Annotated in this window: 14 protein-coding genes; 2 read left to right on the forward strand and 12 right to left on the reverse strand. The window is 40.7% G+C overall.

The window, feature by feature from the left end; all coding sequences use genetic code 11:
* Window positions 1–16: 16 nt before the first annotated feature.
* The gene (locus AB5754_RS09550; protein WP_368252205.1) at window positions 17–640 is read right to left on the reverse strand and encodes a DUF47 domain-containing protein; all 624 of its coding nucleotides are present in this window, start codon (window positions 638–640) and stop codon (window positions 17–19) included.
* A gap of 12 nt (window positions 641–652) precedes the next feature.
* Window positions 653–1,672 (reverse strand): anion permease, encoded by a 1,020-nt coding sequence (locus AB5754_RS09555; RefSeq protein ID WP_368252204.1) that lies wholly within the window; start codon window positions 1,670–1,672, stop codon window positions 653–655.
* 345 nt (window positions 1,673–2,017) lie between these two features.
* On the opposite strand from AB5754_RS09555, the gene rpsT reads away from it, so the two are divergent.
* On the forward strand, window positions 2,018–2,272 hold the full coding sequence (gene rpsT, locus AB5754_RS09560; protein WP_311833734.1) for a 30S ribosomal protein S20: 255 nt from the start codon (window positions 2,018–2,020) through the stop codon (window positions 2,270–2,272).
* Between the two features lie 41 nt (window positions 2,273–2,313).
* Here rpsT and recQ read toward each other — a convergent pair whose 3' ends face one another.
* The 9 genes from recQ to AB5754_RS09605 form a co-directional block, all read right to left on the reverse strand.
* Window positions 2,314–4,068, reverse strand: a complete 1,755-nt coding sequence (gene recQ / locus AB5754_RS09565) for a DNA helicase RecQ (RefSeq protein WP_368259565.1) — start codon at window positions 4,066–4,068, stop codon at window positions 2,314–2,316.
* A 31-nt stretch (window positions 4,069–4,099) separates the two neighbouring features.
* Entirely contained in the window at window positions 4,100–5,128 is a 1,029-nt protein-coding gene (gene holA, locus AB5754_RS09570; protein ID WP_368252444.1) for a DNA polymerase III subunit delta, read from the reverse strand.
* A gap of 12 nt (window positions 5,129–5,140) precedes the next feature.
* On the reverse strand, window positions 5,141–7,390 hold the full coding sequence (locus AB5754_RS09575; protein ID WP_368252443.1) for a DNA internalization-related competence protein ComEC/Rec2: 2,250 nt from the start codon (window positions 7,388–7,390) through the stop codon (window positions 5,141–5,143).
* Entirely contained in the window at window positions 7,377–7,865 is a 489-nt protein-coding gene (locus AB5754_RS09580; protein ID WP_311833730.1) for a ComE operon protein 2, read from the reverse strand. The genes AB5754_RS09575 and AB5754_RS09580 overlap by 14 nt, the downstream gene beginning before the upstream one ends.
* A gap of 38 nt (window positions 7,866–7,903) precedes the next feature.
* Window positions 7,904–8,536 (reverse strand): helix-hairpin-helix domain-containing protein, encoded by a 633-nt coding sequence (locus AB5754_RS09585; RefSeq protein WP_368252442.1) that lies wholly within the window; start codon window positions 8,534–8,536, stop codon window positions 7,904–7,906.
* A 77-nt stretch (window positions 8,537–8,613) separates the two neighbouring features.
* Entirely contained in the window at window positions 8,614–9,228 is a 615-nt protein-coding gene (locus AB5754_RS09590; RefSeq protein WP_368252441.1) for an HAD-IA family hydrolase, read from the reverse strand.
* Window positions 9,229–9,244: 16 nt separating this feature from the next.
* Window positions 9,245–10,588 (reverse strand): PFL family protein, encoded by a 1,344-nt coding sequence (locus AB5754_RS09595; protein WP_368259566.1) that lies wholly within the window; start codon window positions 10,586–10,588, stop codon window positions 9,245–9,247.
* A gap of 14 nt (window positions 10,589–10,602) precedes the next feature.
* Window positions 10,603–10,869 (reverse strand): ACT domain-containing protein, encoded by a 267-nt coding sequence (locus AB5754_RS09600; protein WP_311833726.1) that lies wholly within the window; start codon window positions 10,867–10,869, stop codon window positions 10,603–10,605.
* 102 nt (window positions 10,870–10,971) lie between these two features.
* A complete protein-coding gene (locus tag AB5754_RS09605; RefSeq protein WP_368259567.1) occupies window positions 10,972–11,640 on the reverse strand; it encodes a 2,3-diphosphoglycerate-dependent phosphoglycerate mutase in 669 nt (222 codons plus the stop codon).
* A gap of 199 nt (window positions 11,641–11,839) precedes the next feature.
* Between AB5754_RS09605 and AB5754_RS09610 the strand changes: the two genes are divergently transcribed.
* Window positions 11,840–13,204 carry an MATE family efflux transporter gene (locus tag AB5754_RS09610; protein WP_368252153.1) on the forward strand — a complete coding sequence of 455 codons (1,365 nt, stop codon included), beginning with the start codon at window positions 11,840–11,842 and terminating at the stop codon, window positions 13,202–13,204.
* Between the two features lie 30 nt (window positions 13,205–13,234).
* Here AB5754_RS09610 and AB5754_RS09615 read toward each other — a convergent pair whose 3' ends face one another.
* On the reverse strand, window positions 13,235–13,609 hold the full coding sequence (locus AB5754_RS09615) for a P-II family nitrogen regulator (protein ID WP_311833723.1): 375 nt from the start codon (window positions 13,607–13,609) through the stop codon (window positions 13,235–13,237).
* Window positions 13,610–13,683: the final 74 nt, after the last annotated feature.

Here is a 13,683-nt window from a genome sequence, read left to right on the forward strand (position 1 = left end):
CAGCATTTTTTTATAATTATGAGTTTTTGATAATCATGCCATCGATAATATCCACGGCATCTTCACTAGCATTAATGGTTTCTTCAAATTTATCGTAAATTTCTTTCCATTTAATAATCGCTAGCAAATCCTTTTCTTCTGTAAAGAGACGCTTTTTCAACTTGGAATACAGACGATCCGCTTCTGATTCCGTTCTATTTACTTCATCAATCATGGATTTCAAGGTTTTGGATACTTTGAACTTCGGCAGTTCTTCTGTGGCTGTATGCACCCCTTTAGCAGCAATGGTAATCATTTGTGCAAATTGTTCCGTTTCCGGACGCATCTGGGTCACAACTAAGTTTTCAAAGAGATAAGTCAAGCCGTTGATGCCGTCTAAAATATCATCAATTCGTTCCGAGATGATTAAAATATCTTCTCGATCAATCGGGGTAATAAAAGCGTCGTATAGTTCATTGGTCAATTCACTGATTACTTGGTCTGAATCTTTTTCTAAGCTATGGATTTTTTCTGAATCCTCAATAAACGTCTCTGGATTAAAATTCTGCACCAATCCGGCAAAAACTTCGGCAGCTTGATGAGTATTATCCGCCAATTGTGCGATTGCTTTAAAAAAGTCATATTGTTTCTTCCGTGCCATGTTTTTCACTCCTTAAAAGATTGCGATAAATAGTTTTGCCATTACAAAAGCGATAGCCCCACAGCCTGGGAAAGTCATCACCCAAGCAAAAATCATTTCTTTCACAATACGCCAGTCGACGCTAGACAAACGTCGAGAAGCGCCTACTCCCATAATAGCTGTGGTTTTAGTATGGGTAGTAGAGACCGGGATCCCAAAAACAGAAGCCGCAAACAGACAAAGGGCCGCACTTAAATCTGCGGAAAAACCTTGATAACGTTCCAACTTCACCATGTCCATCCCCACTGATTTGATGATTTTCATGCCACCTACAGAAGTCCCAAAACCCATGGTCAATGAACATAGCGCCATCACCCAAATGGGAATCACAAAACCATTGCCGCTCTTTTCCGCTAAGCCGTTGTAAAAGAGACCTAACATAAAGACTCCCATAAATTTTTGGCCATCTTGAGCACCGTGTAGAAAAGCATTGGCTGCTGCAGCTGTGGCTTGACCAATGGTGAAAAACTTATTGGCTTTGCGCCGCTGAACATTGGCAAAAATCAAGACGATTAATTTGGTTAATAAATACCCACCACCAAAACCAAAAACCGTGGAGACAACCAAACCAATTAAGACTTTGATCCATTCGCCACCATTCACCGCACCAAGTCCACCTAATGCCATGGCTGATCCAGTCAATCCGGCAATTAGTGCATGGGACTCACTGGTAGGAATGCCAAAATACCAAGCCGCAACTGACCAGACCACGATGGAAAATAAAGAAGCAGCTAAGGCCACTTGGGAAGCTTGGACATTGCCACCGCCATCAAAACTAACAATATTACTAATTGTTTCCGCCACTTGGGAGTTGAAGTAAGTCATGACCAATGCACCTAAAAAATTCATGACCACGGCAATGCCAATGGCTATATTCGGTTTTAAAACCCGGGTCGAAACCGCTGTCGCAATTGCGTTTGGCGCATCTGTCCAGCCGTTTACAAAAATAACCCCCATGACTAAAACTACCGTCACGACTAATGCAATACTCATATGCACACCACCAAAGTTATTTTTACATCATAGGTACCGTAACACGGTATCCTCGCTTTGTCACTTATTTCTTGATATGATAATCGTACAAACCTAGATTATTCTATCTTGTTTTTTTAAAAGGCGCAATAGTTGATTCATACTATTTTCATGAGATCTAACTCATTCGTCTTAAAAAACTTTGCAAATTTTCCTTTCTCTTCTTTTCATTTCAGCAAATTCAGCTGTTAAGGAAAAATTCTTTACAACTTTTATTGCATTGGTGACAAGCTTTAGGTATAATGACTAGTGTTGATTTGTATGAATTTATTCATGCAAGACTTTTTATCCGGAGGTGAAACCCAGATGCCAAACATTGAATCTGCAATCAAACGTGTAAAAACGAGCGACGCTGCAAATGCTAAAAACACATCTCAATTAAGCGCTATGCGTACAGCAGTCAAGAAATTTGAAGAAGCTGTAGCTGCAGGAGCTGAAAACGTGGATGCGTTGTACAAAGAAGCAATTGTTGCTGTTGATAAAGCTGAAACGAAAGGCTTGATCCACAAAAACAAGGCTAACCGTGACAAATCTCGTCTAACTAGCAAACTTGCTAAATAATACAAAAAACGACTTCCATTTGGAGGTCGTTTTTTTGTGCCTTATTTTTGATAGTTACCTAAGATTTCTAAAAAATCTGCCCCATATTTATCCAGCTTATTAACACCGACACCTTTAATTTGCAACATCTCCAAACGCGTTTGAGGTAGCTTTTGGGCTAGCTCGCGTAATGTTTGATCGGAAAAAACCACATAAGGTGGCAAGTTCTGTGCTTGGGCCAATTGATTTCGTTTTTGGCGTAATACTTCAAACAACCCATCATCGGCTTCTAACTGGCGTACTTTTGGTTGTTTACGATATACTTCTGACTCTCCTTTTAAAACTGCCACCCCTTGAGCCGTTAAATGCAAAGCGGGAAATTGGCCATCCCCGGCATCTAAATAACCACTAGCGGTTAAATAATCAACTAATGCAGTTAAATCTTTTTGGCGCCACTCTTTCATCAATCCATAAGTGGATAACTCCTCAAAATGCCACTGGGTGACTTTTTGACTGGTGGAGCCACTGAGAACTTGCACCACCAATCCCTTACCAAAACGTTCCCCCATGCGTTTTACACAGGACAAAATCATTTGTGTTTCCTTGGTAATATTCACTGTCTCTCGTTCATCTAAACAATTGCTACAGCGACCGCAATCACTGCTAGACTCTCCAAAGTACCGTAAAATATAACGTTGCAAACACATTTGAGTGTGGGCATATTGATTCATCTCCCGCAATTTCAAATATTCCTGTTGCTTATAAGCCAAATCCCCCTCAGATTGTTGGATAAAAAATTGTTGAATTTGAATGTCTTGAGGACTGTATAACAAAATTGCCTCACTAGACCCTCCATCTCGTCCCGCGCGACCGGCTTCTTGATAATACGATTCCAGATTTCCCGGCATTTGTTGGTGAATCACAAAGCGAACATTACTTTTATCAATTCCCATGCCAAATGCATTGGTCGCTACCATCACTTGAATGCGGTCATAAATAAAGTCCTCTTGATTATTGGTCCGTTCTCTTTCACTTAACCCACCGTGATATCGTCCAACTTTAATCCCAGCTTTAGCCAAACGGTTGTATTGCTTTTCCACTTCTTTTCTCGTGGCACAATACAAAATCCCAGCAGACCCTTGATTGGTACGTAAATATTCCAAAAGATAGGTATCCGGCTGATCCTTGACCACTGAAAAAGCCAAATTCTCCCGTTGAAAACTGGTTTGTACTAAATTTTCTTGGGGAATATTCAACAACTGCTGGATATCTGCCGCCACTTGAGGCGTTGCCGTTGCAGTTAGTGCAATTACGGGAACTTCTGCTGAAAAGTGCTCCAAAAAATGAGGCAATTCTAAATAACTAGGCCGAAAATCATGTCCCCATTGAGAGATACAATGGGCTTCATCCACTGCAATTAACGACACTTCGATTTTTCCTAACAACCGAACCAGTTCCCCGCCTTGCAATCGTTCTGGAGCTACGTATAACAAGCGATACTCCCCTTTTGCTAAAGCTTTCAAACGTTCTTGTTGCACCGAAGTACTAAGGGAGCTATTGAGGAAAGTGGCTGAAATGCCATTATCGATTAAAGCATCTACTTGGTCTTTCATTAAAGCAATTAATGGCGAGACAACCAAGGTCAAACCTGGCAATAGCAAAGCCGGCAGTTGATAACAAATGGACTTGCCTCCCCCAGTGGGCATAATGCCTAAGACGTTTTCTTTAGTTAATACTTTCTGAATCAAAGCTTCTTGCCCTGGGCGAAACTCAGAATAACCAAAAGTAGTTTGCAGTACTTCCCGTGCGTTTTCCAAAAAGTGGTTCCTCCTTCAAACAAAGAGCAGATCAAAAATGATCTGCCGCTTCTAATACCGTTAATTCAAATAAAAGTTCTTTATCCATCTTTCCCGTTTTGACCAGATAGTCATTTTCAATCAAGCGATCGTACAGCTGTCGCAGCCGCTTTGGAGAAAATTTGCGTACTTGTTGCATGGCTAACTTAATACGATAAGGATGAACCCCTAAACTTTTCGCAATATTTGATTGCTGATAACCCAACTTCATTAAGATTTGCGTCTGTAAAAACAAACGCAGTTGACTGATTAAGACCGCATTTAGTTTAATGGTCTCTTCTCCTTGTAGCAAAAGATCTTGATACAAGCGCAAAGCTTGCTCTGTGCGACCTTGCAAAAGATGATCTGTTAAATCAAATAAATTATGATCCAGTGATTTTGGTATCAAAGCTAACAATTCACTTTGAGAAATTTCTTTTTTGGCTCCAGCATAAAGCTGCAACTTATTTAGTTCATTCATACTTTTCGTAATGTCTAAATCTGTCAATTGGATAAACAAAGCCAATGTCTGACGGTCCATCACTAATCCACTGGCTTCTACCGAGCGTTTAATATAATCTTCTGCCGCCTTTTCACTTAAAGGTTGCGCCTCAATCAGCACGGCCTGTTTTTTTAGCGCTTTGGTAATTTTTTTGCGTTCATCTAATTTTTCATATGGCGCAAAAAAGACCATAACAGCCGTTTCACTAGGATGATTTAAGTAAGCCAAAAGATCCGTAAAATCATGTTCCGGAAGATTTGTTTTCTTTTCTGCTGTGAGAAAAAAACAGTTCTCTACAAATACTAAGCGTTTATCTTCTACTGAAAACAAAGGCAAGGCCTCAGCTTCTGCCACAGCCACATTGACTAAATCTTCTTCCATATCAAAAAACACCAAGTCCAAATCATCTTTTTGCAATTGCAGACGATTTAAAAAAGCTGCTTTAATCTTATCTATCAAATAATTTTCCGTACCAAAAACAAGATAAATTGGTGCTAAAGTTTCTTCTTTAATGGCTTGAAGGGCACTTTGCGTATCCATTTGCTCACATCCTTACCGAACTATCCTACCATTTACCGTTGCCTTTTGCCAGTCTTGCCTAGTCCAATTAGCTTGATTGTCTCCAGCAGAATAATAAATCATGCCTTGTAAATCCGTACGATAAATTTGAACATTTTGATCAACTAACGTCTGCAACACTTCTTCATGGGGATGGCCAAAGCGATTTTTCTCTCCGCAAGAAATAATCGCCTCTTTTACTTCCAGCTTTTCAATAAATTCCGGTGCAGTACTGCTACGGCTACCATGGTGTCCGATTTTTAAAACATCTGCTTTAAGTGTAGGATAGCGTTTTAACAAAGCCTTTTCCCCAGCTTGTTCTAAATCTCCCATAAACAAAAAACGTTTCCCGCTCATTTCACCGTGAATCACCAGCGAGTCCTTATTTTCACCTTTGCCAGGAGTATTTGGAGCTAAAACTTGTAAAGAAAATACACCTCCTAAACGGGTTCCAGCCAACACTTCCCTTACCTTAGTGGATTTAGGGATACGGTGAAGAAAATCCCTTTGCTTTTCTTCTGTGAGACATCCGGGGGCGACAATTAATTCATCAACGGGAAATTCACGAAACAATGTGAAAGCGTCCCCCATATGATCTGCGTCGCCATGGGTAAGAATTAGACGAGAAATTCGTCTTACCCCTTGCGCTTTCAAAAATGGAATCAGCGTATACTCACTATTTGCTCTACTAGTTCCTTGAGCCCATTTTTCTTTAAAATTCAATTTACCTCCAGTGTCAATTACCGTAACTTCTCGATTACCACGACTTTGTAAAACAATGCTGTCTCCTTGACCTACGTCTACAAAACTAATTTGTTCCTTTAGTGGCAGACTAGCTGTTACAAGGGGCACCAGGATAGTAACCAGCACCACCCACTTGCTCTTCTTCTCGTAAAGAAAAAGGCTGATGAGTAAACAACCCACCACTATCCACCAAGGAGGTTGGCCGGTAATAATAGAAAAACAAGTTCCTTGCCCAAAAAGCTGGCCAAATACATTGAAAAAAGCTTCAATTTTTTGCAGAAGGCTTTGAGAAAAGGAAACGAGTAAGGAACCAGCTAGTAAAAACAAAGCTCCCGGCAATAGTCCCCAGCTAAATAACGGGATACAAAGAATTGTTAAGAGTCCCCCAATCCATGACCATTCCGAAAAAAGATACATCAGCAACGGCGCTGGTAAAATGGTCAGCCAAAGAGCATTTTTAAAGGAACCACTGGTTAAATAAATCAACAGCCAAGCTAAATACAAGGACAATTGGCCAGAAGCAGTCAATAAAAAGGGCGGCCAAAAAAACTGTAAAACTAAAAGTACCAAGGCAAAGCGATCCATAGCAGAAAACTTTTGATTCGTTAATGATAAAACACGATTAACAAAAAAAGCCAAACTTGCCCGCAACACACTGGCACTAGCTCCAAATAAGATTACTCCCGTAGACAATGCTAACGTCATAGGAAAGAAAGATTCAACTTTCGTCAGTCGCAAACGCCGTAATCCTTTATCCAATAACCCAAAGAAAAACCAGAGATGCATGCCTGAAATACTAAACAAATGCAAAATTCCGGTCTTTTTAAAATCAATAGCTAACTCATGAAAAGCCGCATCTTTATAGCCAAAGAGCAATGCTTTTAAATACAGAGCTGTTTTCGCAGGAAAGGTTGTTTCCACGTGTTGAATTAACCATCCCCGAACCTCACGCACACTGAATTTTCCTGAAATCATTTGCCACTGGGAAATTTCTTGAAGTTGAAAATTTCCTTCATAACCATTGGTCCACAAATAGTCTGCATAGGAAAACCCTTTTAAATTTCGCTGAGGTTGACCGGTTGAAAAGATTCCTTTGCCAGTGATTTTCCCGGTTTTACTCCGTAGGCCTTGCCAAAGACTTAAGTCTTCTTTTTCGATATAGGTGGTTACGGCTACTTTTCCTGAATTGGTTTTACCATCAAAATAAACTCGGTCTCCATTTATTTCAATGGTATCGCCTAAGACAGTAAAGCTTAATTCTACTTGTCGTTCTTCGGTACTTGTTGGTTTATTCGGCCATTCTTGCCAGCGCAAGAGACAAAAAAAGCCGCAAAAAACCGCTACGGCTACTAGCCGCCACTGTTTTTTACAGCAGAGTACAATCAAAAAATAAGTCACTACTAGCCACAGCCACCAAACATCTGTGGCAAAGGCTAACAGTAAAAAGCTTACCAATAGACTCGGGAAAATCAATTGGTTTTGCCAATCATTCTGTCTCACGGGCTCCTAAAGCTTTTGGCGAAAGCTTTTCAAAATACTGTGGATCTAATGTTACTTGATGCACAGAGGCGCCGACTCGGGCAATCAACTCTCTGGCATAAGCATCATTATTATAATCATGTAAATAATGAATCTTTTTCACCCCAGCTTGTAGCAATGCTTTTGTACAATTTAAGCAAGGAAAATGAGTCACGTAGATTTCCGATTGATCCGCAGAAATGCCTAATTTGGCACATTGCAATAAGGCGTTGATTTCTGCATGTAAGGTGCGGATACAATGACCATCCACCACATAACAGCCTTCATCAATACAATGGACATCTCCAGAAACAGCCCCATTGTATCCTCCCGCAATAATCCGCTTGTCTTTTACTAATGTGGCTCCGACTTCTAAGCGAGTACAAGTACTCCGCAAAGAAAGCAATACTGCTTGTGCCATAAAATATTCGTGCCAACTAATTCTCTGATCACTCATCTTATTCTCCTTCATCTATTACTAATTTAAATACTTAGTTATATTGTAATGGAAGCACGGAGTTTTTCAACCGTCTTTTCGCCTATCCCGGAAACTTCTTGTAAATCCTCAATTTTGCTAAACGGTCCATGCTCTTCTCGATAGGCAATAATCGCTTCCGCTTTTTTTATCCCGATTCCCGATAATGTTTGCAATTGTGTTGCATCTGCTGTATTAATATTGACTTTTTCATCAGTAACCTCAGAAGCTGCAGCTGGTTGATTCGTATCCGGCAAAGGTATTGCCAAGGATTTTTCAGTAACTTCTGCCTCCGTGAGTACATAAATTAACTGCTGGTCCACCACTTTTTCGGCCAAATTCAAATAGGCTTGCGCTGCATCATCTCTTAAACCGCCTGCCATTGCTACCACATCTAAAACGCGAGCACCGGAGTTTACTTGATAGACGCCCGGCGTTACCACGGCTCCTTTAATATCCACAAAACAACGGCTTTCAGATGAACTAGTGCTCATCTCCATCTCCTGACTAGTAACTAAGTAATTTTCTTCTTCTGATACGGAATGGTTCCCAAAAAGCCAATAGCCAAAACCTGCTCCCAGAAGGCCAAGGATGATTATTCCAGGAAGTAGCCATTTTTTATTCCTAAAGTCAGCTTTTTGCCAAGGTTCCATCTAACTAACCTCCTTTCTCTCTAGCAAAAGATACGCAAAAAAACTGTCCGAAGAAAACTTCGAACAGTTTTAAATTACTATTTGGAAAGTAAGTCTACGATTTCGGTTGGTTGTTGACAAATGAAATCTGCTGGCACATTTTCTAGCAAGCCTTCATTGTCAAAGAAACAAGAAGCAATTCCCGCTCGATTACCTGCTACAACATCCATGATGCGATCTCCAATCATCACCGTTTCAGATTGGGGCATTTGATATTTGGCTATCAAATAATTTAACGCTTCTGGATCTGGCTTACGCGCAAATTTTCGTTCAGATCCCACGATTTCTTCAAAATAATCTGCCAAATCGTGATTTGCCAAAAGGCGCTGGGTATCGGTAGCAATCCGGTGCGTCATAATAAACTGACGACCACCACCTGCTTTAATCTGGGCTAAAGTTTCCGCTACTCCTTCATAAGGCTGGGGTTCTCTTTGATCTGCTGCTTCAAAATGGTGCAATTCTTCAGTAAAAAGAGCAAAATCAATATCATAAGTTTCCGCAACTTTTTTTGAAGAAAATTCTTTGAGCATTTTGTAAACTGCCCGTCGATCCGCTTGAACCTGATTTTTTTTCAATACGTTCATCACCGCAGACAAAATCATCGGATAACTGTCATACAATGTGCCATCAAAATCCCAAATGAAAAACTTCATGTTTCAAATGCATCTCCTAATTTTTAAATGAATGAATCGGTGCCGGAATTCGCCCGCCCCGATTGATAAAGTCTGTGGAAGCTGCAGGATTTGTTTTCATCACTGGGGCTTGCCCTAATAGACCACCAAATTCTACCATATCTCCCACTTGCGTACCTTTTGCCGGGATGATTCGCACGGCGGTAGTTTTTTGATTGATCACACCAATCGCTGCTTCATCGGCAATCATCGCTGCGATGGTTTCAGCTGGCGTATCTCCAGGAATGGCAATCATATCTAAGCCCACGGAACAAATCGCTGTCATAGCTTCTAGTTTTTCTAGATTCAACAAGCCTTTTTCTACTGCCCGTATCATCCCTGCATCTTCTGAAACCGGAATAAAAGCACCTGATAAGCCTCCAACATGATTACAAGCCATCACGCCGCCTTTTTTCACTGCATCATTTAACAAAGCTAAAGCGGCAGTTGTACCATGGGTGCCTACAGAATCTAAACCCATTTCTTCCAAGATGTCTGCTACACTGTCACCAACAGCTGGTGTTGGGGCTAAGGAAAGATCCACAATGCCAAAGGGCACCCCTAATCGTTGGGAAGCAATTTGCCCCACCATTTGCCCCATACGAGTAATTTTAAAGGCGGTTTTCTTCACGGTTTCCGCTACGACATCAAAGGACTCCCCTTTGACTTTTTCCAAAGCCCGCATCACCACTCCAGGACCAGAAACACCGACGTTGATTTCACAATCCGCTTCACCTACACCATGAAAAGCACCCGCCATAAACGGATTGTCCTCCACAGCATTGGCAAAGACCACTAGTTTGGCACAGCCCATATCAGAAGCTTCTGCGGTTTTCTTCACAGTTTCACCCATTAAGCGAACTGCATCCATATTGATACCGGCTTTAGTGGAACCAATATTCACAGAAGAACAAACAAATTCCGTTTCTGCTAATGCTTGAGGAATGGATTCAATCAAAGCTAAATCTGCACCTTGATAGCCTTTTTCCACCAAGGCAGAATAACCCCCAATAAAGTTGACCCCTAAAGTTTGCGCACAACGATCCAGGGTTTTCGCAAAAGCTACACAATCTTGACCACCACTAGCAGAAGCGATAATGGCAATAGGCGTTACGGAAATCCGCTTATTGATGATAGGAATTCCAAATTCCATTTCAATATCATTGCCCACTTTCACTAAATCCCGAGCTTTCGTAGTGACTTTATTGTAAATATTGTCACAGGTTTTTTGGACGTCTGTGGAAATACAATCCAAGAGGGAGATTCCCATGGTAATCGTCCGAATATCTAAGTTTTCTTCTTCTACCATTCGAATAGTTTCTAAAATTTGATTCGTTTCCATAGCTACCCCCGTGATTACAATTTATGCATGGCATTAAAAATTTCTTCGTTTTGGACTTTAATGGAAACCCCCATCGTTTCGCCCACTTCGTTCAACTCTGCCTTAATCTTTTCAAAATCGCTGGTTTTGTCCATTGACAGCATCATCATCATAGTAAAATAGTCATCCATAATCGTTTGAGATACATCCAAAATATTGATATCCAAAGCCGCTAATTTTTGACTGACTCCTGCGATGATTCCCACCTTGTCTTTTCCAATTACTGTTAAAATTGCTCGCATGAATAAAACTCCCCCTTTAGTTTTTCATAGTATAGCATAATTCTGAGAGAAAACCGGAATATTTATTAACGTTTTTCGGTTTACTCGTCGTTTTGTTCGTTATTAAAGCAATATTTTGTGCTTAATCTGTAAATCCTTTGTAAATTCATACAAAACAGGTGTGGCGTTGGGAATGTCGATTTGATCCACGTCCTCATCGGGAATTTCTTCCAAGTATTTCACTAAAGCACGCAAGCTATTGCCATGGCCGACTACTAATAAGTTTTTACCCTCGACTAACGCTGGTGCTAACTGGTCTTGCCACAAAGGCAATACGCGGGCCAAAGTCAATGCTAAACTTTCTCCTTTTGGCAATAAGCTCGGGTCCAAATGAGCATAGCGACGATCAAAGTGATTTTGTTCTACGAAGGGTGGTAGCTGATAAAAGCCCCGTCGCCAACGTTTGACTTGTTCTTCCCCAAACTGTCTCTTCATCTCGTCTTTATTTTTTCCTACTAGTGCTCCGTAATGCCGTTCATTTAAGCGCCACGTTTTTTCTGTGGGAATCCACAGTTGATCACAAGATTCTAGTACTTCTTGGCAAGTAATTAACGACCGTTGTAATACGGAGGTATACGCTTGATCAAATTCAATTTTTGCAGATTTGATTTTCTCTCCTGCTTGCTGAGCCTGTAAACGCCCTTTTGATGTCAAGGGAACATCTAGCCAACCAGTCCAATAATTTTGAAAGTTTGCTTCACTTTCCCCGTGACGAATTAATACCAATTGCATCTTTTTCCCTCCTGTCCTTTCTATTATTACAGTTTTTCGGAGAATTGTCATGAAGAGATGTGCTTTCCTGAAAAAAGCTCCCCTATTTTCATGATTTCCATAAAAAAACACAAGAAAAATCATAAGATATTCCATATTTTTCAAACAAAGAGTATGCTAGACTAATGCAAGTTCGTAAAACATCAAGGGAGTAAAACAAATGCGCGACTTAACTAAAGGCAGCCCTGCCAAACTAATCTTACTATTTACGATTCCCCTTCTAGTGGGAAATGTCTTTCAACAATTTTATAATATGGTGGATATGATTATCGTTGGTCAAACCCTAGGAAAAGAGGCGCTGGCTGCGGTAGGTTCCACAGGGAGTATCACCTTTTTGATTATCGGTTTTGCTCAAGGATTAAGTGCTGGTCTTTCCATTATCACCGCCCAACGTTACGGAGCCAAAGACTATCGAGGCGTAAAACGCAGCTTTGCCGTTAGTGTTTTAATCAGTTTAGTGGTGACTTTGATTTTAACTGTCTTGAGTTTATTACTCATCGATCCATTGCTTCATTTGATGCAAACCCCAACCGATATTTATCCCCAAGCTAAAGCATTTATTTCTATTATCCTTGGTGGAATGGTTGCAGCCATGGCTTTTAACCTCCTTTCCAATATGATTCGGGCCTTAGGAGACAGCCGCACTCCATTGTTTTTCTTGATTTTAGCGGTAATTATTAATGTGATTCTCGATTTAGTCTTTATTAAAAGTTTTCACATGGGCGTTGCAGGAGCGGCCTGGGCCACATTGATTGCCCAATTTAGTTCCTCTTTAATGTGCTACATCTATATTTTGCGACGAATTCCCCTTTTGCAGCTAAAAAGAGAGGACTTTAAATTGGCCAAGGAGGATTATCTCACTCATTTGAATGCCGGCTTACCTATGGCTTTTCAATCCTCCATCATTGCCATTGGCACAGTGATTTTGCAAACAGCCCTAAACAGTTTAGGTACCGATGTAGTAGCTGCCCAAGCTGCAGCGGGACGAATCGATCAATTTGCCACCCAACCAATGATGTCCTTTGGTGTAACCATGGCTACCTTCACTGGACAAAACTTTGGTGCCAAGCAATACCAACGAATCCTCACAGGGGTTCGCCAATGTTTGACCATGAGTATTGGCTTTAGTATTGTAGCCGGGATTGCGGTAATCGTTTTTGGCAAAAACTTCGTAGCTTTATTTGTAAATGTTAAAGAAACTAAGGTCTTTGAATTAGCCCAAACTTACTTCAATATTACTGCCAGTCTTTACTGGATACTGGCGATTCTCTTTATTTTGCGTTATACCTTACAAGGCCTCGGTCAAGCAAAGGTACCTACTATTGCGGGTATTATGGAATTGATAATGCGGGCCTTTGCTGCAATTTTCTTAACCCAGTTACTAGGCTATCCCGGAGCAGTCTTAGCTTCACCACTAGCTTGGGCGGGCTCTGTTGCGGTCTTACTGTACTCTTATTTAAAAGCTATGAAGCAACTGCGGAAACTCGCCCAAGAACAAGAAATACCAAAAACGGAGCAGTCTTGAGCTGCTCCGTTTTTTCTATACATGATTCTATTATTCATTATCCAAAAATGTCTCCATCTCCACTACTTTTCGATAAGAATTAATCGCGGTAATTCCCATTACCTTATCAATATCAATGGAAAAACAAATACCATTCCCTGGCTTATCAATTTTCAATCCTTTCCCAATCGCATCCATCACGGCAGCTGTTAGCGTATCAGGAACCAAGGTTAAAACAATGTCTTTTTCTGGCTCGATTTCCAACCCGAAAAAGCGATTTTTTTCTTTCGTACTCGTACCTTTTCCATGAATAATTGTACCACCATTTGCCCCCGCTTTTTTGGAGTACTCATTTACATCGTCTCCTACTCCTCGATCCACAATGGTCACAATCATCTCTAAGTTCAACGCTACTGGTTTATCCATTTTCATCCCCCGCTTCTTGTAATTGCTGTCTTTCTTTATGATCTCGTTCATCTTTTAGTTTATAAATATAGCCT

The organism is Enterococcus sp. 2201sp1_2201st1_C11_2201SCRN_220225 (genome assembly GCF_040925905.1).
Taxonomy (GTDB): domain Bacteria; phylum Bacillota; class Bacilli; order Lactobacillales; family Enterococcaceae; genus Enterococcus_C; species Enterococcus_C asini_A.